The organism is Rhodococcus sp. IEGM 1372 (genome assembly GCF_030056835.1).
In the GTDB taxonomy this organism is placed as follows: Bacteria; Actinomycetota; Actinomycetes; order Mycobacteriales; family Mycobacteriaceae; genus Rhodococcoides.
In genome coordinates this window covers 331,240-353,134 of record NZ_JASHKS010000001.1, presented here as the reverse complement: position 1 = coordinate 353,134, position 21,895 = coordinate 331,240, and the positions used below count along the sequence as shown (strand labels likewise).

Here is a 21,895-nt window from a genome sequence, read left to right as displayed (position 1 = left end):
GCGCTAGGACCAGCGAAACAACCGGACCGCGCAGGCGGTTCCGGTGATCACCGTGACCACGAGTCCGATGGGTCCGCCGATGTCGACAGGCGTTCCGGCCCAGGCAGATCCCAGCGCACTGACGGTGGCACCGAAGGGAAGTACCTCGCCGATGGCCGCAACCGGACCGGGCAGATCCGCGACCGGTCCGAACAGCCCGCCGACTGCACCGAGAACGAGGAACAGGGTCAGGCCTATCGCGACGGCCGAGTTCGCTGTGGGTGCGACGGCAGCCACGACGATCCCCAGCGAGTACATCGCCGCGGCACCGAGCGCCAGAACGGCGGCAACCAGGATCGGGTTGTGCGGGGGCGTGATTCCGAAGAGCATGGCAGCAGTGGACAGAGCGATGCCGATTGCGAGTGTCGCTTGGACGGCGCTGGTGATCACCTGCGCAGCCAGTACCTGCGTCGGTCGGATCGGTGTCGTCGACAGTCGCTTCAGTACGCCCGACTTGCGATAGAGCGCAAGAAAGCTCGGCATGTTCACGATTCCGATGACAGCGATGATCATGGTCAGGGCAAGCGGCAGTACGAACCGATCGAATGCCGTGATCGTGCCGGGTCCGACGATCTCCGCCGAAGTACCCGAGCCGTTCATCACCAGTACGAGAACCGGGAGGGCGATGGGAACGATCAGGCCTGCCGTGTCCCGGGTCACCATGCGCATTTCGGCCCGCACGAGCGCGCCGGTGGCGCGCAGGCCTGGACGAGGTGCAGCGTGGATCTCGTGTGCGGTCATGCCGAGCTCCGTTCGGTCAGCGTCAGGAATGCGTCCTCCAGGGTGGCTCGGTGGTCGCCCCCGAGGCCGGCGTCGGAGATCAGAGAATCCGGTGTGCCGGTGGCCACCACGGAGCCTCTATCGAGGACGGTGATGCGATCGCACAGGCGGTGTACCTCGTCCATGTGATGGCTGATCAGCAGGATGGTGACACCGTCTGCGCGGAGGTCCTCGATCAGTCGCCACACGGTGCGTCGTGCATCCGGGTCGAGTCCGGTGGTGAGCTCGTCGAGCAGGACCACCCGAGGGGAACCGATCAGCGCGAGGACGACCGACAACCGTTGTTGCTGGCCTCCGGACAACCGTTCGTAGCGCACCCGGCGGTGCTCGTGCAGGCCGACAGCACGGACGAGAGCGTCTCCATCGGCGGGTCGACGGTGGAAGGAGGCGAACAGATCGACCAGTTCGGCAACGGTGAGCGCGGTGTGCAGGTCGTTGGACTGCAGCTGTACTCCCAGCACGGAGCGCACTCGATCGCGGTCGGTGAAGGGGTCGAGTCCCAGAACTCGTACGGCACCGGAGCTCGGCCTGCGAAGGCCTGCAACGGTTTCGACCAGGGTCGTCTTGCCGGCACCGTTGCGCCCGAGCAGGCCGTGCGTCTCGCCTTCGGCGACCGTGAGGCGCACGCCTGCCACGGCGGTCCGTCCCCGATACCGCTGGGTGATGTCTCGAACGTCGATCGCTGCCATCCGATGCTCCCTTCTCGATGGTCTCGATCTCGACGCTAGATCGGCCGTGGCCTGCGCACAGGTGCCGATGGTCACCGATGGTGATCGTGACTTTCGGCAGGGGTGTGCGGACGAAATGGGCGATAAAGTCGACAGAATGAGACGCCTCGGACCCGACGTTCTGGCCGGTGCGTTCGTGTCTGCGCTCGCGGTCGCGATGGGCGCTCTCGTCGTCTTCGATCGGTCGATCGCCGACGGTCTCGCGGTTCCCCGCTGGGTCTGGGCTGCGCTGTTCGTGGTCTTTCTGCTCGTGCAGACCGCAGGCATGTGGTGGGAAGACCGGTTGCCGGATCGTCTCGTGCGCGCGTGCTTCGGCGCACAGGTGGTACTGGCACCGATTCTGGTGCTGACCGCCCCGACGGCGGGTTGGTTGCCCATCCTGCTGGTGTTCACCTCGACGTTCGCCGTGTATCGGGTGACCGGTCTCTCGGTGGCGGTCGTCGTTGCGGTGTACACCTGCTGCGTGGGGGTGTCGGTTGCGATCCGGGGTGGACGGATCTCGGAGATCGCGCTGATCACGTCGATCTACGGGGCGCTGCAGGTGGCCAGTGCGTTGTCGGTGACCGCACAGCTGCGACAGGCTCGGCTGCGTCGGGAACTGGCGGTCGCGCACGCCGAACTGCGAACTGCCAGTGCGTTGTTGGACGATTCCTCCCGTGCCGACGAGCGATTGCGCATCGCACGAGAGTTGCACGACGTGCTCGGTCATCAGCTCACCGCACTGAGTCTCGAACTCGAGGTAGCGTCCCACCGGGTACCCGAGCCTGCGCGCGAGCACGTCCTTCGGGCGCAATCCATCGCACGTGACCTGCTCGGCGACGTTCGGTCGACGGTCGGCGAGGTGCGCGCCAGGACTCCGGTGCTGGGGGAGTCGCTCGATCGTCTGGTTGCGCAGCTGCCCGAACCCGTTGTGCATCTGACGGTCGACCCCGAGATCAGGGTCGACGAGGCTCGCGCGGTGGCTGTGGTCCGCTGCGTGCAGGAGATGATCACCAACACCATTCGTCATGCGAATGCCGACGAGATGTGGATAGAGATAACTGCGGATCCGACCGGTGCGCTGTCGGTCTCGGTGCGCGACGACGGCCGGGCGACGGCCGATTTCGAGCCGGGGCACGGGCTGCAAGGAATCCGAGAGCGCATCGAAGGACTGGGCGGCACGGTCACGTTTTCGGTCGATCGCGGGTTCGCGGTCCATGCGACGGTGCCCGCACCGTGATCAGGGTCTTGATCGTCGACGACCACACTCTGGTTCGGCAGGGTATCCGCAGCCTGCTCGACCTGGCCCCCGACATCGAGGTGACCGATGAGGCGGACGACGGTGCCGCTGCGGTCGCGTCGATCGAACTCGATCCTCCCGATGTGATGTTGCTCGACCTACGCATGCCGCGGTTCGACGGACTGTGGACGCTACGCGCTTTGCAGGACAGAGGAATTCGGGTTCCGGTCTTGGTTCTGACGACGTTCGACGACGACGAGTTGGTGCTCGGGGCGCTGCGTGCGGGCGCGAAGGGCTACCTGCTCAAGGACGTGACCTTCGAGCGGCTCGGCGGTGCCGTACGTGAACTCGCGGCCGGGCGCACCTTGGCACAACCCGCCATCACCGAAAGACTGCTGGACGCTCTTCGGGCAGGGAAACACGGCCCGAGCGACGTCGGAGTCGCCGACACACTCACCGCCCGCGAGATCGACGTCCTACGGCTCGTCGCAAGCGGATACACCAACAGATCGATAGCCGACGCACTGCATCTGGCCGAGGGAACCGTCAAGAACCACATGTCGTCGGCCATTCTCAAACTCGGTGCGAACGACAGAACGAGCGCAGTTCTGCGTGCGCTGCGGGACGGCCTGCTCGACTGACCGGGCCGGCGATCGGTCCGGGCGGCAGCCGATGTGTCGGTGGCTCGTGATTGCATCTGTGTCATGAGTTCGGACGGCAGACACGGCGCGACGGTCACACTCGTCCGTGCGCCCAAGGTGGCTCGCCCGGCACGTGAGTGGACCGGCTCGGCAGCGCGGCTGCTGTCCTCGACACCCGACTCGGCAGCAGAGGCCGCGACAGGTGCACCGCGATGGAATCCGTGGCAGATCCTGGGTGGTCCCGGCACGGGAAAGACATCGCTCGTGGCCGATTACGCCGTCTCGCGCATCGTCACCGGTGATCCGGAGTCGGTGCTGGTGCTCACCCAGTCCAAACGGGCGGCAACCGCGGTCCGCGAGGTCATCACCTCTGGTCTCTTCAGCGGCGATCACGCACTGCGGGCGACCCGTGAACCGTTGGTGCGCACGGTGCACTCCTACGCCTTCGCGGTGCTGCGGCTGCAGGCCTCGCTGTACGGCAATCCGCCGCCACGATTGCTGACCGGTGCCGAGCAGGACGCCGTGGTGCGCGAGATGCTGCGCGGCGATCTCGAGGACGGAGCTCGAGACTGGCCGGAGCGGCTGCGTCCGGCACTGGGCACCGCGGGATTCGTGACTGCGGTGCGAGACATGATGCTCAGGTCCGCCGAACGCGGGATCGGACCGGAAGACCTCGTCAAACTGGGTCGCAAACACGCCCGACCCGAGTGGGTTGCCGTCGGGAGGTTCGCTGCCGGATACGAGCAGGCCATGTTGTTGCGCGGTGCCGTCGGAGTGGAAGCGGCCGGAGCCACGGCACCGGGTCTGGACGCCGCCGAGCTGATCGGTGCAGCGCTCATGGCGTTCGCCACCGATCCCGAATTGCTGCGCAGCGAACGCGCCCGAATCCGGCACCTCGTCGTCGACGACGCGCAGCACCTCGATCCGCAAGCGGCACAGCTGGTTCGGCTGATCGGAACCGACACCGAATCCACCGTCGTCGCCGGGGATCCCGATCAAGCCGTGTTCACCTTTCGCGGTGCCGACCCCTCTTTCGTGGCCGACCTGGTCGAGGTGGATTCGCCGCGTCGCGTGATGCTCACTCGCAATCACCGGTCCGTGCCCGAGGTCGCAGAGCTGACCGACATCATCGCCGGACGGTTGCCCGGGCTCGGTCGGCACCGCTGTCCCGAACCGGTGGGCACCGCACGCTTCGGTGAACCTGCAGCGCGAGTGCACGTCGTGTCCTCGCCTGCCAAGGAGGCGGCGATCATCGCCGACGCCATGCGTCGTGCCCACCTGATCGACGGCATGCCGTGGTCCGAGATGGCGATCGTGGTGCGGTCCGTGCCGCGCACCCTCGCACCGTTGCGTCGGGCGCTGCACGGCGCAGGGGTGCCGATGATCACCCCGACCTCGGAGCTACCGCTGCATCGCCAGCACGGGGCCGTGGGTCTCCTGCTGGTGCTGCGTGCGATCTCCGACCCGAGCTTCGACGGTGAAGATGCACTCGCGCTGCTCTCCGGGCCGATCGGCGGGGCCGATCCGGTGGGTCTGCGGCGATTGCGCCGGGGCGTGCGCAGGCTCGAACTCGCATCGGGCGGCGAGCGCGACTCGGCCGAGCTGCTCAGAGTCGTACTCACCGACGACGCTCGGGGGAGCGCCGGGTGGATCGGCGGACTCTCGGATGTGGAGTCCGCTCCGTTGCGTCGAGCCCTCGGTGTCATTCGGAAGGCACGGGCGCTCGCCCGCACCGGCCGCGGTGTCGAGGACGTGCTGTGGGCGGCGTGGCAGGCATCGGGGCTCGAGCGGCGTTGGTCCACCGCGTCCGCCTGGGGTGGCTCGGCCGGTGCCCAGGCCGACCGCGACCTGGATGCGGTGGTGGCGCTGTTCGACGCGGCGGCAGCATACGTCGACAGGTTGCCGCGGGCTCAGATCGGTGGATTCCTCGATTACATTGCGCAGCAGGAGATTCCTACTCTGAACTCACACCGCGCCACGGTTCGGGCCGACGCGGTGACGCTGCTGAGCGCGCATTCTGCCGCGGGTCGGGAATGGGAGCTCGTCGCGGTCGCCGGGGTACAGGAAGGCCTGTGGCCGGGGCTGCGGTCACGTGGCAGCCTGCTGGGCACCGACACCCTGGTCGACCTCGTATCCGGGAAGGTCGATGCAGCAGCGGCGCTCGACGGGCGACTGTCGAAGTCGGCACCGTTGCTGGCCGAGGAGCGCACGCTGTTTCTGGTGGCGTGCAGTCGCGCTCGATCGACCTTGCTCGTGACAGCCGTCGATTCCAGTACCGGAGATGCGGATCTGGTCCGATCGCGATTCGTGGACGAACTACGCGGCGTCGACGGCGGAGGCGAGTCGGATCTCGCACCCGGGACCCCCGTGCCGGAGACCGCGCACCGAGTGTTGGCGCTGCCCATGCTGGTGGCCGAACTCCGAAGTGTGGTGTGCGATCCGATTGTCGCCGAACAGGATCCGGACAAGCGTGCCCGAGCGGCCCGGCATCTGGCCACTCTCGCCGACGCCGGTGTCCGAGGCGCGCATCCCGACGAGTGGTTCGGAGTGGCAGGGCCGAGCACCGACGCGCCGCTGTGGCAGCTCGGCGACGGTCCGGTGCCGCTGTCGCCGTCGACGGTGGAACAACTCACCACCTGTCCGCTGCGGTGGATGCTCGAACGTCACGGCGGCAACGACGGCACCAACACCCATGCGGTCACCGGCACGCTCGTACACACTCTCGTCCAGGCGGTGGCCGGCCGGATACCGCCGGAGCAACTCCGACGTGCGCTCGAAACAGCATGGGATGCAGTAGATCTCGGATCACAATGGTTCTCACGGCACGAACTCGACCGAACCGGGGCGATGCTCGAGACCTTCGAGACCTGGTTGCAGGGCAGTCGAGGCGAGCTCACCGAGGCCGGAGTCGAAGTGCGCGTCGACGGCATACTCGACGCTCGGTCGGAGGACGAGCCGGCGGTGGCGTTGCGCGGCCGCATCGACCGACTCGAGCACGATCCGGACGGTCGGCCGGTGATCATCGACGTCAAGACGGCCAAGACCGTGATGTCCAAGGAGGATGCCCAGGGCCATCATCAGCTGGCTACATACCAGGTCGCCGCGGCAGCCGGTGCCATCGAGGGCGAGCCTGCGGGCGAGCCCGGCGGAGCGCGGCTGGTGTTCGTGGCCAAGCCCCACAACAAGGACGGGGCAACGCAGCGCGTCCAGCAAGTGCCGACGCCGGAGAAACTCGAGGAGTGGCGAGACACCGTGCATCAGGCCGCATCGGCGACGCAGGGACCCACGTTCGAGGCGCGGATCAACGACGGCTGCAGGCACTGCCCGGTCAAGTCCAGCTGCCCGGCACACGAGACGGGAAGGCAGGTGACCGAGCAGTGACGACATCGACGAAGACACGGACCGGTTCGGTACGGGTGTCGCCGGTCGAGCTCGCCCGGGCGCTCGGGCAGAAACATCCACCGACCGACGAACAAGCCGCGGTGATCGCAGCGCCGCCCGGCCCGACGCTCGTCGTCGCGGGGGCAGGTGCGGGCAAGACCGAGACCATGGCGGCCCGCGTGGTGTGGATGGTGGCCAACGGTTTCGTCGACCCCGACCAGGTTCTGGGTCTGACCTTCACTCGAAAAGCCGCACAGCAGTTGACCTCTCGGATCAGAGCTCGGCTGGCTCGGCTGGCCGGATCCGATCTGGTGCGCGCACTCGACCCCAGCCTGGCACTGCGCGAGCGAATCCTCGGTGCCGAGCCGGAAGTGAGCACCTACCACTCCTACGCGGGCCGGCTGCTCACCGAGCACGGCTTGCTGCTGCCGATCGAACCGTCCGCGACTCTGTTGTCGGAAACCGAACTGTGGCAGCTGGCCCACCGTGTCGTCAGCACCTGGGACGGCGACCTGGACACCGACCGCAACCCCACGTCGGTCACCGAGGCGGTACTCGCACTCTCCGGTCAGTTGGCCGAGCATCTGGTCGATCCCGACGATCTGCGCCATGCACACGTGGAGTTGGAGAAGTTGGTGCACACTCTCGGGCCGGGACCGCGACAACGTGGTGGCCCCACCAAGGAGTTGCTGAACATCCTCGACGCGCAACATCAACGAATCGGGTTGCTGCCGTTGGTGGAACGGCTGGCGCAGACACTGCGGCGCGAGGGTGCACTGGATTTCGGCTCGCAGATGTCGATGGCGGCTCGGGTCGCGGCCGAGCATGCCGAGGTGGGAATCGCCGAACGGCAGAGATTCCGGCTCGTGTTGCTCGACGAGTACCAGGACACCGGGCATGCCCAACGCGTTCTGCTGTCGTCGCTGTTCGGTTCCGGCAGCGATCCGCAGTTGGCCCTGACCGCCGTCGGTGACCCGATGCAGTCGATCTACGGGTGGCGCGGCGCATCGGCAGCAAACCTGCCTCGGTTCGCCACCGATTTCCCCAAGGCCGACGGCAGCCCGGCACCCCGGCTCGAGCTGCTCACCAGCTGGCGAAATCCGCCCGAGGCATTGACGCTGGCCAACCTGATCACCGACCCACTGCGCCGCGTCGGGGTGCCGGTGCCGACCCTGCGGGCCCGCCCGGGTGCGGTTCCCGGTGATGTCCGACTGGCCGTCACCGATACCGTTGTGGGCGAACGAGAGTGGATCGCCGACCGGATCGCGGGGGAGTACCGCGCTGCCCTCGAACAGGATCGCACGCCGCCCACCGCCGCGGTTCTGGTGCGCCGCAACGCCGACGCCGAGCCGATCGCGGAGGTACTGCGCAGCCGCGGGTTGCCGGTGGAGGTCGTGGGGCTCGGTGGATTGCTGCACGTTCCCGAGGTGGCCGACATCATCGCGATGCTGCGGTTGGTAGCCGACCCCACTGCCGGTAGCTCGGCGATGCGCATCCTCACCGGCTCTCGGTGGCAGATCGGACCGACGGATCTGCGGGCACTCTCGCAGCGCGCCCGAGAACTCGAGATCCGCGGCGGCTACGGCACCGCAGGTCGCGTCGACGACCCGGAGGCACTCGATGCTGCCCTCGGTAGCGCCCTACCCGGCGAGCAGTCGGAGCAGGCCGGTCTGGCCGACGCGATTGCCGATCCAGGTCCGGCCGAGCGGTACTCGGAGGTGGGGCATCGCCGGATCGTCGCCCTGGCAGGTGAACTGCACCTGCTGCGCGACCGCATCGGTCAGCCGCTGACGGAATTGGTCGGCGACATAGAACGGATCATGGGGATCGGCGTCGAAGCTCAGGCCCGCACACCGATCAGCACCGACGGCGCGGTCGGTCGTGAACATCTCGACGAATTCGCCCATGTGGTAGCCGATTACGCCGACAACCCGACTGCCACGGTCACCGGATTCCTGTCGTTCCTGGCCGCTGCGGAGACGGTCGAGGACGGCCTCGCCCCCGGTGAGGTCGACGTCGCCCCTCATCGTGTGCAGGTGCTCACCGTCCATTCCGCGAAAGGCCTCGAATGGGAGGTGGTGGCCGTCCCGCACGTGGCGAAGGGCGTGTTCCCGTCCTCGAACGCATCCTCGACCTGGCTCGGGGCGATGGCCGAGTTGCCGCCGTCGTTACGCGGTGACCGTGCACTCGACGGCGAGGGCGCGGAAGGCGTTCCGGTCCTCGAACTCGACCGACTCCACAATCGCAAGGACCTCGAGGACGCCGTCAAGAGTCACAAGGATGCGCTGGCGAGGCGTCGACTCGCCGAGGATCGCCGACTGTTCTACGTGGCGCTCACCCGAACCGAACGGGTGCTGCTGGTATCCGCGCATCACTGGGACGAGACCGCCACGAAGCCGCGTGGACCGTCGGATTTTCTTGACGAGTTGCACACGCACATCGAGCAATTCGCCGACACCGCGGTGATCGAGCAGTGGGCACCCGCCCCGGAGGATGGGGCGTCGAACCCGCTCGGGGCCGTGCCGCACACCGCGTCCTGGCCACGCGATCCACTCGGCTCCAGGCGCGGAGCGATCGAGAGCGGTGCGCAGGAAGTGCTGCGCGCGCTGGCAGATATCTCGGCCACACCGAGCGAAGAGCGTGACGGTATCCAGGATCGAACCCGGGAGGACCCCGAGAACTGGGCCGCGGACGTCGACACTCTGCTGGCCGAGCGGGCCGCACGATCGGTCGCGGGAGTGGACGTGGCTCTTCCCGGCAACCTGTCGGTGACGCAGCTGGTCGACCTCGCGGCGGACCCCGATGCGTTGGCCTCACGCCTGCGCAGGCCTCTGCCGTTCCCGCCGAACCCGTTGGCGCGCAGAGGAACCGCGTTTCACGCCTGGATCGAGCGCCGTTTCGGCGCGACCCGATTGCTCGATCTCGACGAACTGCCGGGCTCGGCCGACACCGGAGCCTCGGCCGACGTCGACCTCGAAACCCTCCAGCAGGCGTTTCTCGAATCGGACTGGTCGCTCCGCAGCCCCGTCGAAGTGGAGGTGCCGTTCGAGACCTCCGTGGCGGGAACGGTACTGCGAGGACGCATCGACGCCGTGTTCGCGGACGCGGACGGGGGCTGGACCGTCGTCGACTGGAAGACGGGCGCAGAGCCGACGGCGTCGGAACAGCGGGCGGTAGCGATGCAGCTCGCGGCCTACCGGTTGGCGTGGGCCGAGCTGATGTCCATCGGGCGCGCCGAACCGGTTCCGCTCGACCGAGTGCGCGCAGCGTTCCACTACGTGCGCAGCGGTCACACCATTTCGCCCGAGAACCTGCCGGACGCAACGGAATTGGCTCAGCTTCTGGAAGGCCGGGTCGGGCCCGAGCAGCCGGAGCCTACGGTGCGTTCCGACGAGCCTTCAGAGCCTCGGTGACCAGCGGAATCTGCAGCGGCAGCCGGGCGATCATCGCTGCTTTGAGAGCCGGTGAGGTCTTCGGGCTCTGTACGTACTTCCACGCGAGATTGATGTTGGCGGGGAAGACCACGACGAACAGCGCGGCCGCGAGTGCACCGCCCAGTCGACGAGTCCGTGGTGCGGCCAGCGTTGCGGCCACGGCGAGTTCGGCCACACCCGAGACCTGCGTGTAGGTCCGCGCCGAGCCGGGCAAGGCCGTCGGTACCTGGGCATCGAAGAACTTCGGCGTGGCGAAGTGCAGAACTCCGGCTCCGGCGAGCAGTCCCGCGAGGCGCTGTGCGGCTGCCTGACTCGATCTCTGTGTCATGCCCATACCGTGCCACACCAAGCGTCGTCGGCACGGAAGCCTGGCATGGGGTTACGCTGCGTGCCGTGAATGATCTCGACATCGGTGAGTACCTCGGCGGGCGACGTGGCAGGTAGGTTGCGAGCGCGCTTGGGTGACAGCGGCGCGCTGACCGACAAGCCCGACTTCGCCCTCGTGGGAGTGCTCCGGGTACCCGAACTGGAATCGAGTCCGTGGCGCGCCATCTACAAGCGAGTTCTGATGGCGCTGGGCATCCTGTTCTTGGCGGCGTTCGTCGTCTATCTCGATCGCGACGGGTACAGCGACAACCAGAACGGCGAATTGTCCTTCCTGGACGCCTTCTACTACGCAACCGTGTCGCTGTCGACGACGGGATACGGCGATATCGCACCGATGAGCCCGTCGGCTCGACTGGTCAACATCCTGGTCATCACACCCCTCCGGGTCCTATTCCTCATTCTGTTGGTCGGTACCACGCTGTCGGTTCTCACCGAGCGGTCCCGGCAGGCATTCAAAATTCAGCGATGGAGACGCAGCGTGCGCAATCACACCGTGGTCATCGGTTTCGGCACCAAGGGCCGTACCGCAGTCGACGCGATGCTCGGAGACGGCGTGTCGGCGTCCGACATCGTGGTCGTCGACACCGATCAGATGGTGCTCGACACCGCATCGGCCATGGGCTTGGTCACGGTCCACGGTTCGGCGACCAAGTCCGACGTGCTCAGACTCACCGGTGCCCAGCACGCGTCGGCGATCATCGTGGCGACCAATCGAGACGACACCGCAGTGCTGGTGACTCTGACCGCCCGAGAGATCGCTCCCAAAGCCAAGATCGTCGCAGCCATCAGGGAAGCGGAGAACACGCACCTGCTGCGTCAGTCCGGTGCCGATTCGGTTGTCGTCTCGTCCGAGACCGCGGGACGTCTGCTCGGTATCGCCACGTCGACTCCGTCCGTCGTGGAGATGATCGAGGATCTGTTGACTCCGGAGGCAGGCTTCGCGATCGCGGAGCGCGAAGTCGAGCGTGACGAGGTGGGCGGGTCTCCGCGGCACCTGACCGACATCGTTCTCGGGGTGGTGCGGGGCGGCAAGCTGTTCCGAGTCGGTACTCCGGAAGTCGATGCGGTCGAGGCCTCCGACCGACTGCTCTACATCCGTCGCGTCGGCGACTAGTCACGGCCAAGTAGGGTCGTGCGCGTGCCGAAATTCCAACTCGCTCACCCCCCTCGACTGTCCCGATCGCCACTGAACAGGGCAGAAGAACTGCGCCGAGACACCGCAGCGTTGGCAGCGGGTTGGCCGACTGCTCGCGTCCTGAACGTGGACGGCAGAGGCCGATTCCCGGTTGACGAGAACGGCCTGGTGTTCGGCTCTGCCGCGGATCTCGCTACCGAGCCGACGGCCGATGCGGTGTTCCTCGGAATTCACGGCGATCGGCATCTGTGGGCCCGCCGGGTGGAGGTCGTGGCGGGCACGGTCGGCGACCTGCGCACCGACGGCGATCGACTCGACAGCGCCGCGTTGTCGACGGTGACCGGAGCCCTGGCGATCCTCAATTGGCATGCGAGCGCGCACTTCAGCTCACTCGACGGCGCGCCGTCCGTTCCGTCGAGCGCAGGCTGGTCGCGAACGAGCACGTCCACCGGTCACGAGGAATTCCCGCGTACCGATCCGGCGGTGATCTGTCTCGTTCACGACGGAGGCGACCGAGTGTTGCTGGCTCGGGCACCCGCGTGGCCCGAGCGTCGTTTCTCGGTGCTCGCGGGCTTCGTCGAGGCCGGTGAGTCGCTGGAAACCTGTGTCACACGGGAGATCAGAGAAGAAGTGGGCCTGGACGTGTCCGGTATCGAGTATCTGGGCAGCCAACCGTGGCCGTTTCCGCGATCGGTGATGATCGGGTTCTCCGCCGTCGCCGACCCGGAGCAACCGCTGCACTTTCAGGACGGCGAGATCGCCGAGGCCCACTGGTTCGATCGGGCAGAAGTTCTCGCCGCGCTAGAGCTGGGCGACTGGGGATCGGATTCGACCTCCCGGTTGCTTCTGCCGGGCTCGATCTCCATCGCACGGGGAATGCTCGAGGCGTGGGCGGCGACGGCCTGACGTCCGATCAGAGCGACAGCGCGCGCTTGACCTCGGCCAGAGTGGGGTTCGTGGCCGTCGAGCCGTCGGCGAAGAGCACGGTCGGCACCACATGGTTGCCGTTGTTGACGCTGCCGACGAAGTCGGCCGACTCCGGGTTCTGCTCGATGTCGATCTCGGCGTACTCGATTCCGGCCTGGTCGAGCTGGGTCTTGAGCCTGCGGCAGTAACCGCACCACGTGGTGGAGTAGACGGTCAGCGCGGCCGGGGTCTGCGGGGTGTTCTCGGTAGTGGTCACGTGAACAGTCAACAGGAGCGCAGGCGCGATTGTTCCGGCCGACACCTGCATCGGCCGTCGGCCACCCGGTTCGGCCCCGAGTGGAACTGTCGGTACGCACTGACACAATGGTCCTCATGGCTGACGACGCGATGACCGCCGGACTCGATCCGGAGCAATCCGCGGCGGTACTGGCTCCCCGTGGCCCGGTCTGCGTTCTGGCGGGTGCGGGCACGGGAAAGACACGTACGATCACCCGACGCATCGCCCACCTCGTCTCTGCCGGGCATGTGTCCTCGGGGCAGGTGCTGGCGGTCACGTTCACCGCGCGCGCGGCCGGCGAGATGCGTGGCCGTCTGCGCGAGCTCGGCGTCGGGGGAGACGGTCCTCCGGTGCAGGCTCGTACGTTTCACGCCGCGGCCATGCGCCAGCTCAAGTACTTCTGGCCGCAGGTGGTCGGCGACACCGGATGGCAGCTGCTCGACCGCAAGTTCACCGTCGTCTCGCAGGCGGCGAACCGCGCCGGGGTGTCGACGTCGACGGACGCCATCCGAGATCTCGCGGGGGAGATCGAATGGGCCAAGGGATCGCTGATCGCACCCGAGGACTACCCGCGCATCGCGGCGAGCAATCGCCGTGACGTTCCGATGGAGGCGACCAAGGTCGCCGCCGTGTACGCAGGTTACGAGGAGCTCAAGTCGCGCGGAGGTGACGGCATGTTGCTCGACTTCGACGACCTCCTGCTGCACACGGCCGCTGCGCTGGAAGAACATTCGTCGGTGGCCGACGAGTTCCGTGAGCGCTACCGCTGCTTCGTCGTCGACGAGTACCAGGACGTCACTCCGTTGCAGCAACGGGTGCTCGACGCCTGGGTGGGCGAGCGTGACGATCTCACCGTCGTCGGCGACGCGAACCAGACCATCTATTCCTTCACCGGGGCATCTCCGCGGTATCTCCTCGACTTCTCACGGAAGTACCCCGAGGCCACCGTGGTTCGGCTCGAGCGCGACTACCGTTCCACGCCCGAGGTGGTGTCACTGGCCAATCGCGTGATCGGTGCCGCTCGCGGTCGCATCGCCGGCACCCGACTGCAGTTGATCGGTCAGCGTCAGCCGGGACCCGAGCCGGAGTTCTTCGAGTACGACGACGAGCCTGCGGAAGCCGACGGTGTGGCGCGTGCGGTCAAGCGATTGATCTCGAAGGGCGTCGAGCCGGCCGAGATCGCGATTCTGTACCGCATCAACGCACAGTCGGAGGCACACGAGCAGGCGTTGACCGAGCTGAAGATCCCCTACCAGGTGCGTGGCGGCGAGGGGTTCTTCACCAGGCCCGAGGTGCGGCAGGGAGTCAACGCGTTGCGGCAGGCAGGCGGCCGTGACGATCTGCCCGACGGCGCACAGGCGGGCGAGGGACTGCCGGCTCTGGTGCGAGCGGTGTTGGCCCCGCTCGGCCTCACGGCAACCGAGCCGACCGGTGCACAGGCCCGCGAGAAGTGGGCCTCTCTCGGCGGTCTGGTGCAGCTCACCGAAGAACTTCTGGTGCACGATCCGGAACTGACCCTCGAGAAGTTGTTGGGGGAGCTCGCCGCGCGCGCCGAGGCGCGGCACCCACCGACGGTCCAGGGCGTGACCCTCGCGTCGCTGCATGCGGCGAAGGGGCTCGAGTGGGACGCGGTGTTCATCGTCGGTCTCGCCGACGGCACTCTGCCGATCTCGCACGCGATCGGCAACGACCCCAGTGCCAACAACGAGGCGGCCGTCGAGGAGGAACGCAGGCTGCTCTACGTCGGTGTCACCCGCGCCCGTGTCCACCTGCATCTGTCCTGGGCGCTCGCCCGCAACGAGGGTGGACGCAAATCGCGGCGGCGGTCGAGGTTTCTCAACGGTCTGATCCCCGAGGGCTCACCCGCCTCGCGTATCGCCGCGCCCGCTGCCAAGAAGTCCGGCCCCAAGTGCCGGTTGTGCGGGAAGCCGTTGATCGGCACGTCCGCGACCATGCTGGGTCGATGCGACAGTTGTCCGTCGAACGTCGACATCGCTCTGCTCGACGCGCTGAAGTCGTGGCGATTGGACAAGTCCCGCGAACTGAAGGTGCCCGCCTACGTGGTGTTCAGCGACAACACGCTGACGGCCATCGCGGAGCAGCAACCGCAGGACGAGCGTGGGTTGGTCGCGATTCCGGGAATCGGGGCCAAGAAGCTGGAGCGGTTCGGCGAAGAAGTTCTCACCGTGGTGCGAGCCTCGGACACGTGACGCGGAGGTTCCGAAAATCTCCGCAAAACCGCAGGTAGAAAATAACTTGTGCAGATATCGGCGGGGGGCTTAGTCTGTTTCACGTGCCGCGGGAGACCGCGCACTGTCCAATCCGCCGACGAGACCAGAACAGGAGCTGAAGAAAATGATCAACACATTGCACGCCGCCGTTGCCCACGCAACCGTCGCGTTCAGCCCTGTCCTCGGCACGGCACCTTTCGGAGTTGCCCCCCTCGGCACTCATGCCGCAGCCGCAGGCTCTGTTGCGCAGACGTGGATTCGTTCCTCTGCTTTCGGCCCCATCCACGAGTCCGCATACGCGGCCTCGGTGTCGAATTCCGCCCAGGTCGCCCTGGCACCAGGAGCGAAAGCCGTTGCTCAGGCAGCCCGACGTCACCGCGCACCACGTGCGTCCGTGCTCGACAGCAGACACCGACTTCACTGTCGGTAGACGCTTCGACAAGCCCCACCAGGCCACGGACCCGCACTCGCGGACCGTGGCCTTTCTCGTTCAGGTAGTTCCTCTATCCGAGCGTGAGGCCGACTGGTTCGCATCACCCCTCGAACCGATAACGACGCCGCACGAAAAGTAGAGGAGACCGACGTGTCAACCGCCACGATCCGGACGACATGCCGACCAGAGTCCGAAAGTGCCTACGCTGCACAGTATTCGACCGAATCGGTCGAACTGGCCTTGTCAGTGCCCTGCCGAGCGGCGAACCCCGACATGTGGTTCGCCGACACCCCTGCCGAACTCGAGCAGGCCAAGGCGCTGTGCGCCCAATGCCCCATCCGGCGTACCTGCCTGAGCGCGGCCCTCGACCGGGCCGAGCCGTGGGGCGTCTGGGGCGGCGAGATCCTCGAGCAGGGTGTCGTCATCGCCCGCAAGCGTCCCCGGGGACGGCCACGCAAGAACGCAGCATGACGCCCGAGACCGGTGCCCGGTTTCGCCGAACGAATCAGTCGGTGAAGCCGGGCATCCACTCGGTCAGGATCGCCATGTACGGCGCGTAGGCGTCGAGTTGGGCACAGATCCCGACCAGCCCGCCCAGCACGCGAAAAATCATCACATATTCCCCAGGCATGTTCAGTGCACGAACGGTGCGGAACTGCGCACTGTTGAAATCTGCAGCGGTGCCCGCGGCCTTCTGCAGCCAGGCCCGGGTGAAGTGGAACGATTCGGTGTGAATCGGATCGGTGAAGGGACGCAGATAGTCTTCGATCTCCTTCTCTGTCACCGTTCGGCCCGGCACCACGAAGCCGCTCTCCGTGAACAACACCACGAGCTCGTCGAACTTCTCGTCGCGGGCGAGCGAGACCATACGACCCAGGACGGGCGGGAGACCGTCGGGCATCGGAGCGCACGCACCGAAGTCGATGACACCCATGCGTCCGTCGTCGAGCATCATGAAGTTGCCCGGATGCGGGTCGGCGTGCAGCAACTTCGCCCGCGCCGGGGACACGAATGCGAACAACGCGAGCAGTTCGCCCGCCCGGTTACGCTCCTCGGCCGTCCCGTTCGCGATCACATCGGCCAACGGCCTGCCCGTCATCCATTCGCTGACAACGACTTTGGGAGCACTGGCGACGATCTTGGGAATCGCGAACTGTGAATCGCCTGCGAATTCCTTGCTGAAGGCACGTTGATTCGCGGCCTCGATACGGTAATCCAGCTCGTCCTCGGTACGGGCCGTCAATTCTTCGAGCACCGGCTTGACGTCCGTGCCCGCGAGCACCGTGCTGAACAGGTTCGCGAACCGCGACAGCGTCTTGAGGTCGGAGCGCAATGCGTCGTCTGCGCCGGGGTACTGGATCTTGACCGCGACATCGCGTCCGTCGGCCCAGGTTGCGCGGTGCACCTGTCCGATGCTCGCCGACGCGATCGCAGTGTCGTCGAAATCGAGGAAACGTGACCGCCACGCAGTTCCGAGTTGCTGGTCCAACACCCGATGCACGGTCTTCGCGGGCATGGGCGGGCCCTGCGCCTGCAGTTTGGTCAACGCCTCGCGGTACGGCTCCGAATACTCCTCCGGAACGGCCGCTTCCATCACCGAGAGCATCTGCCCGAGCTTCATGGCACCGCCCTTGAGCTCCCCGAGGACGGAGAAGAGCTGTTCGGCTGCCTTGGCGGCCATGTCCGCATCGATTTCGTCACGATTGCCGCCGGCGAGCTTCTTGCCGAACCCCATGGCAGCACGACCGGCCATCCCGAGGGGAATGCTGGCCAGTTTTGCAGTACGAGTCGATCCACGGCGCGGTATGTCAGACACAGCTCCATCATGGCTGAACCTTCCGACAATTGCTCGGACGGCCCTGCGCCGACCCCATCGGTCGTGGTGAGCTCGCTACAAGCGCGTGTGGTCAGTGCCAGCAATCGCAGTGAGGATGCTTGGACCACAGGCGTTTGTGCACGGTGGTTCCGGTTGCTGCGAAGTCCAGTTCCATGGTGCAGTCGGCGGTCTCGGGAAGCGCGGCGTCGGAACGGCCGATGAGGTTCTCCAACTGAGCGAACGCGAACGCTGCCGTGGCCAACACCGTCGCGCTGCTGGCCTGGCCTACCGTGCCGAGCAGTTGAGCGGAAAGATGCGGCCACTCGGGCTCGAAGTCGCATCGCGTCAGATCTGCGCACCGCAGGCAACTCGTTCGACCGGGCAACACGAAAGGACCGACGATGCCCTTCCCGTCTCGCAGCCGCACCTGCAGATGTGGGATGCGCAGCCGCACCAGGTCGGTCACCAATCGAGGTTCGGCAACCAGATCGTCGGCGAGCACCACGACGTCGTAGTTCCACGATCTCACCACCGAGTGCGGATAGCGCGTCGGAGTCAGACTCGTTCGACTCACCGTGACACCGGTTCGACTCAGACCGGAGGCCAACGCGTCCGAGATCGGACCCCGCCCCACGAGGTGGACGGTCTTCACCGTCCCCGATCCGCGCTGCGACGCATGCGGCGAGGCGTTGGGCACCACGGGTTCTCTCGTGCCGTGCATCAGCAACCCGGAGTCCTCCAGTTCGCCGAGCATCGCCGATGTCCGATTGGCCGACATTCCCAATGTCATTGCGTGACAGACGATATGAGGTCTGGAATGACCCGCGGCCAGCAGCCGGAGTATTTCGAGTATCGAGCCCGGCTCGGCACCGGGAGGTGGCGTGACGACGACGCTGGTCTCGGGATTCCAGCCCAACTGAACGGTGCCGTCTCGACGCGGCAGAATTGCCACTGCGGGATCGAGTCGAACGGTCGGTGTGATCATGAGACACACTCTGACAGCGCCGACAACGAAGAACGCCCGCTCAGGGCACGTTATCCACAGGGTGGAAGTGCCTCCGAGCAGGCGTTCGACGGTCTCGATCGAAGTGGCGCGAAACGGACGGGTCAGGGTGTGGATGAACCCTTCTCGGGATCTCCGTCGGTGCCCTCGTCGTCGCCTTCCGCGGCGCGTTCGGCCGCCTCGGCGCGCTCCTTGGCCTCCATCGCCTCGAGCTGCGCGATCGGGTCGTCGAAGCTCGACGTTCCACCGCCGACCACGCGGTCGATGAACGCGGCGGGGTTGTCCAGGTCCGAGGAGTCGGGGAGCAGATCGGGGTGTGCCCACACACCGTCGCGTCCCTCGACGTCGGCTGCGGCGAGGAGCTGACGCCACAGCTCGGCGGCCTCGCGAACCTTGCGGGGTCGCAGTTCCAGGCCGACCAGCGTCGCGAAGGTCTGTTCGGCGGGGCCTCCCGATGCCCGGCGGCGTCTGATCGTTTCGCCGAGTGCGACGGCACCGGGCAGGCGGTCGCCCAGAGCTGCTGCAACCACTGTCTCGACCCATCCTTCGACCAGGGCGAGCAGCGTCTCGAGACGCTCGAGTGCGTGCTTCTGCTCCGGCGTCGTCTGTGGCTCGAAAGCACCCTGCTGCAGGATCGCCTCGATCTTCGACGGGTCGGTCAACGCGGACGGGTCGAGTCCTGCGGCGGCCTCCTCGATGGCCGAGAAGTCCATCCGGATCCCGCGCGCGTACTCCTCGACGGTGGCAAGAACCCGCTGCCGCAACCACGGAATGTGGCTGTACAGCCGCTGGTGGGCGGCTTCACGCGCGGCGAGGAACACCAATACCTCACGGTCGGGCTGCTCGAGTCCCTCACTGAACGACGAGATGGCCGACGGCAGCAGTGCCGCTGTTCCCGACGGTCCGAGGGGCAGGCCGATGTCGGTGGACGTCAGCACCTCCTTGGACAGCTGGCCGAGTGCCTGACCGAGCTGCGAGCCGAACGCCATCCCGCCCATCTGCGTCAGCATGCCCATCATCGGACCTGCCATCTGCTGCGCCTCGGCGGGCAGGCCGGAGGTCCACATGCCCGAGATCTGCTCGGCGACCGGGTCGCACAAGCGCTTCCAGGTGTCGATCGTGTTGTCGAGCCAGTCGACCGGCGTCCATGCAACGGTCTTCGTAGCCCCGGCCGGCAATGTCGTCGCCCCGTCCAGCCACAGCTCGGCCAGGTGTGCGGCGTCGGTGATGGCCTCTCGTTCGCCTGCCGACACCGGGCTGAAATCGCCCATCTGCTGACGTGCGAGCTGTTTGGCCAGGTCGTAGTTCACCGGCCCCGAACCGGTTCCGCCCGCAGCTCCCATACCGCTGAGCATCTGGCCGAACTGGGTGAGCATCTGGCCCAGCTGTGCGGGGTCGAATCCCTCGCCGCCGAAGCCGAAACCGGCAGGGTTGCCCGAGCCGTCCGGATCCTTCTTCTTGTCCGGGTCGTCGTCGGAGGCACCGAAACCAAAATTGCTCATGACTCAACGGTACAAGCCCGACGAACGGAGAGAGTGGTTGATCGTCACGCTGACGGCGAACAGTCCGAGCCGAGAGAAGTCGGTACGGACGTACTCGGTAGGGGCGGTCTGCACCGTCGACCGTATTCGGATCTAGTGTCTACGGAGTGAACCGAAGGATCGCCACTCTTGTCGCTGCGCTGGTACCTGTGGTGGTGTTGGGCGTCACGGGCTCGGTCGTCACCGTTCCGTTCGCCGCTCTCGGCCCCGGCCCGACGTACAACACTCTCGGTGACGTCGACGGGGTACCCGTGGTGCAGATCGACGGAACCGAGGTCGACCCAACCGCGGGCCACTTGAACATGACGACCGTGGCCGTGCGTGATCAGCTCAATCTGTTCGAGGCACTCGGCTTCTGGGCCAGCGGCAGGCAGGGACTCGTTCCGCGCGAGGAGGTCTATCCGCCGGACATGTCGAAGGAAGAAGTGCAGGAGGGTAATCAGGCGGACTTCGAGGAGTCGGAGTCCAGCGCCGAACTCGCCGCGCTGCATCATCTGGATCTGCCCGTGACGCTCGCGGTGGCGAGTGTGGCCGATGACGGGCCCGCTGCCGGCGTGCTGAACGTGGGGGACACGCTCGTCTCGGTCGACGGAGCTCCCGTGTCCACGGCGTCCGCGGTTCGCGAGGCGGTCAGCTCCAGGGCCCCGGGTGATTCCATCGATATCGAGTACGTCCGGGACGGCACGACGCGGACGGATTCGGTGGTGCTCGAAGCCCGGCCCGACGACGAAGCGTTGGGATACCTCGGCGTCACGCCCGAGGAGCAGCCGGACGTGCCGTTCGACGTGACGTTCAACCTTGCCGACGTCGGTGGACCGTCGGCCGGACTGATGTTCAGCCTGGCCGTGGTCGACAAGCTCAGTCCCGGTGAGCTGAGCAACGGAGAGTTCGTCGCGGGGACGGGGACCATCGACGCCGAAGGCACGGTCGGCCCCATCGGCGGCATTCCGTACAAGCTGATCGCCGCCCGTGAAGCCGGAGCCACCACGTTCCTGGTGCCGGACGCGAACTGCGGAGAGGCGCAACAGAACGTCCCCGATGGCCTCAGACTGGTGCGTGTCGAATCGTTGGACGGTGCAATCGACTCGCTACAGGCGATCGGCTCCGGCGGCGACGTGCCGTCCTGCAGCTGACCCAGCCCTGTCGCTAGTCGTCGTCGACGGCGTCGAACGTGGCGTAGAGACCGTGCACGACGTTGGGGGCCAGGTCCTCCGCGATGCGAAGGTCGATGGGTGCGAACGGATCGGCGTCCTCGTCCGGGTGCAACTGCAGAAGAGTCAGGGACGGACCGTCCTTGAGGACCGCGACGATCAACCGAGCATCTCGTTTCTCGGGATGGTTCTCGGCAGCCGAGCGAGCGGCCTGGTCGGCCGCATCGGGATCGGCGAGCAGCGGGATCAACGCATCGTCGAGGGTCGATTCGGCTGCTGGGGGAAGAACTACGATCTCTTGGACCAAGGCGCATCCGACGACACCCTCGGGCCACGTGGAGGTGGCCAGGAACTCGTCCAGGGCGGGGGAGCCGCCGGTGATGTCCTCGGGTAGCGAATGCTGTTGGATCGGAGTCAGGGCAGCGCCGTCGGCCAAATCGTCGAGCAGTCCCGGCTCGGCCGCGGCGAGTGCGGCTGTGGGCACCAAGGCGAACATCTGGGGTGCCTGGTGCCATCCGCCGGCATCGACGAAGTCCGCCACCTCCCGCGCACACCGCGCCAAGGCGTCGGCCACATCCTGTCCACCCGTCTCGGGGTCGAACTCGACACCGAAATCGTCTCGGCCGGGCAGTCCGTCGCTGTCGTTGCTCACCGCACTATCCTCGCATTCGGATGGTTCCTCGGATGCGAGGCTCCTGACCTGCGGTCGGCTGTGGCCGCGGTACGGGCGTCGCAGCCGTAGGATCAACGTACGTACAGTAGGGCGAAACGG

The 21,895-nt window shown here is 66.7% G+C and carries 17 protein-coding genes; 9 read left to right on the top strand and 8 right to left on the bottom strand.

Going from position 1 to position 21,895, the window contains the following annotated elements; translation table 11 throughout:
• Positions 1–3: 3 nt before the first annotated feature.
• Positions 4–780 (bottom strand): ABC transporter permease, encoded by a 777-nt coding sequence (locus QM590_RS01680; protein ID WP_269593533.1) that lies wholly within the window; start codon positions 778–780, stop codon positions 4–6.
• The gene (locus QM590_RS01675; RefSeq protein WP_269593534.1) at positions 777–1,508 is read right to left on the bottom strand and encodes an ABC transporter ATP-binding protein; all 732 of its coding nucleotides are present in this window, start codon (positions 1,506–1,508) and stop codon (positions 777–779) included. The genes QM590_RS01680 and QM590_RS01675 overlap by 4 nt, the downstream gene beginning before the upstream one ends.
• A gap of 136 nt (positions 1,509–1,644) precedes the next feature.
• On the opposite strand from QM590_RS01675, the gene QM590_RS01670 reads away from it, so the two are divergent.
• From QM590_RS01670 to QM590_RS01655, 4 genes are all read left to right on the top strand, one after another.
• Positions 1,645–2,766: a histidine kinase gene (locus QM590_RS01670; protein ID WP_269593535.1), complete on the top strand. Its 1,122-nt coding sequence runs from the start codon at positions 1,645–1,647 to the stop codon at positions 2,764–2,766.
• A complete protein-coding gene (locus QM590_RS01665) occupies positions 2,763–3,407 on the top strand; it encodes a response regulator (protein WP_269593536.1) in 645 nt (214 codons plus the stop codon). Before QM590_RS01670 ends, QM590_RS01665 begins: the two co-directional genes overlap by 4 nt.
• Positions 3,408–3,470: 63 nt before the next feature.
• The gene (locus QM590_RS01660; protein WP_269593537.1) at positions 3,471–6,788 is read left to right on the top strand and encodes an ATP-dependent helicase; all 3,318 of its coding nucleotides are present in this window, start codon (positions 3,471–3,473) and stop codon (positions 6,786–6,788) included.
• Complete coding sequence (locus QM590_RS01655) at positions 6,785–10,201, top strand: ATP-dependent helicase (RefSeq protein ID WP_269593538.1); 3,417 nt, start codon at positions 6,785–6,787, stop codon at positions 10,199–10,201. Before QM590_RS01660 ends, QM590_RS01655 begins: the two co-directional genes overlap by 4 nt.
• Here the strand turns inward: QM590_RS01655 and QM590_RS01650 are convergent.
• Positions 10,164–10,550: a DoxX family protein gene (locus QM590_RS01650; RefSeq protein ID WP_269593539.1), complete on the bottom strand. Its 387-nt coding sequence runs from the start codon at positions 10,548–10,550 to the stop codon at positions 10,164–10,166. The genes QM590_RS01655 and QM590_RS01650 overlap by 38 nt on opposite strands.
• Before the next feature lie 105 nt (positions 10,551–10,655).
• Here QM590_RS01650 and QM590_RS01645 point away from each other — a divergent pair, with 105 nt between their 5' ends.
• Positions 10,656–11,723 carry a potassium channel family protein gene (locus QM590_RS01645; RefSeq protein ID WP_094670884.1) on the top strand — a complete coding sequence of 356 codons (1,068 nt, stop codon included), beginning with the start codon at positions 10,656–10,658 and terminating at the stop codon, positions 11,721–11,723.
• Positions 11,724–11,747: 24 nt separating this feature from the next.
• Positions 11,748–12,650: an NAD(+) diphosphatase gene (gene nudC, locus QM590_RS01640; protein WP_269593540.1), complete on the top strand. Its 903-nt coding sequence runs from the start codon at positions 11,748–11,750 to the stop codon at positions 12,648–12,650.
• A 7-nt stretch (positions 12,651–12,657) separates the two neighbouring features.
• Here nudC and QM590_RS01635 read toward each other — a convergent pair whose 3' ends face one another.
• The gene (locus QM590_RS01635) at positions 12,658–12,927 is read right to left on the bottom strand and encodes a mycoredoxin (protein ID WP_032398313.1); all 270 of its coding nucleotides are present in this window, start codon (positions 12,925–12,927) and stop codon (positions 12,658–12,660) included.
• Positions 12,928–13,043: 116 nt separating this feature from the next.
• Between QM590_RS01635 and QM590_RS01630 the strand changes: the two genes are divergently transcribed.
• Together QM590_RS01630 and QM590_RS01625 are read left to right on the top strand one after the other, a co-directional pair.
• Complete coding sequence (locus QM590_RS01630) at positions 13,044–15,158, top strand: ATP-dependent DNA helicase UvrD2 (RefSeq protein WP_411741263.1); 2,115 nt, start codon at positions 13,044–13,046, stop codon at positions 15,156–15,158.
• Positions 15,159–15,762: 604 nt separating this feature from the next.
• Positions 15,763–16,083, top strand: a complete 321-nt coding sequence (locus QM590_RS01625) for a WhiB family transcriptional regulator (RefSeq protein ID WP_068045970.1) — start codon at positions 15,763–15,765, stop codon at positions 16,081–16,083.
• Between the two features lie 34 nt (positions 16,084–16,117).
• Here the strand turns inward: QM590_RS01625 and QM590_RS01620 are convergent, their stop codons facing one another.
• The 3 genes from QM590_RS01620 to QM590_RS01610 form a co-directional block, all read right to left on the bottom strand.
• The gene (locus tag QM590_RS01620) at positions 16,118–17,428 is read right to left on the bottom strand and encodes an ABC1 kinase family protein (RefSeq protein WP_269593542.1); all 1,311 of its coding nucleotides are present in this window, start codon (positions 17,426–17,428) and stop codon (positions 16,118–16,120) included.
• A gap of 91 nt (positions 17,429–17,519) precedes the next feature.
• On the bottom strand, positions 17,520–18,413 hold the full coding sequence (locus tag QM590_RS01615; RefSeq protein WP_269593543.1) for a hypothetical protein: 894 nt from the start codon (positions 18,411–18,413) through the stop codon (positions 17,520–17,522).
• A 122-nt stretch (positions 18,414–18,535) separates the two neighbouring features.
• On the bottom strand, positions 18,536–19,933 hold the full coding sequence (locus QM590_RS01610; RefSeq protein ID WP_269593544.1) for a zinc-dependent metalloprotease: 1,398 nt from the start codon (positions 19,931–19,933) through the stop codon (positions 18,536–18,538).
• A gap of 146 nt (positions 19,934–20,079) precedes the next feature.
• Here QM590_RS01610 and QM590_RS01605 point away from each other — a divergent pair, with 146 nt between their 5' ends.
• On the top strand, positions 20,080–21,105 hold the full coding sequence (locus tag QM590_RS01605; protein WP_269593545.1) for a YlbL family protein: 1,026 nt from the start codon (positions 20,080–20,082) through the stop codon (positions 21,103–21,105).
• Between the two features lie 13 nt (positions 21,106–21,118).
• Here QM590_RS01605 and QM590_RS01600 read toward each other — a convergent pair whose 3' ends face one another.
• Positions 21,119–21,697 carry a PPA1309 family protein gene (locus tag QM590_RS01600; RefSeq protein WP_176460511.1) on the bottom strand — a complete coding sequence of 193 codons (579 nt, stop codon included), beginning with the start codon at positions 21,695–21,697 and terminating at the stop codon, positions 21,119–21,121.
• Positions 21,698–21,895 lie beyond the last annotated feature (198 nt).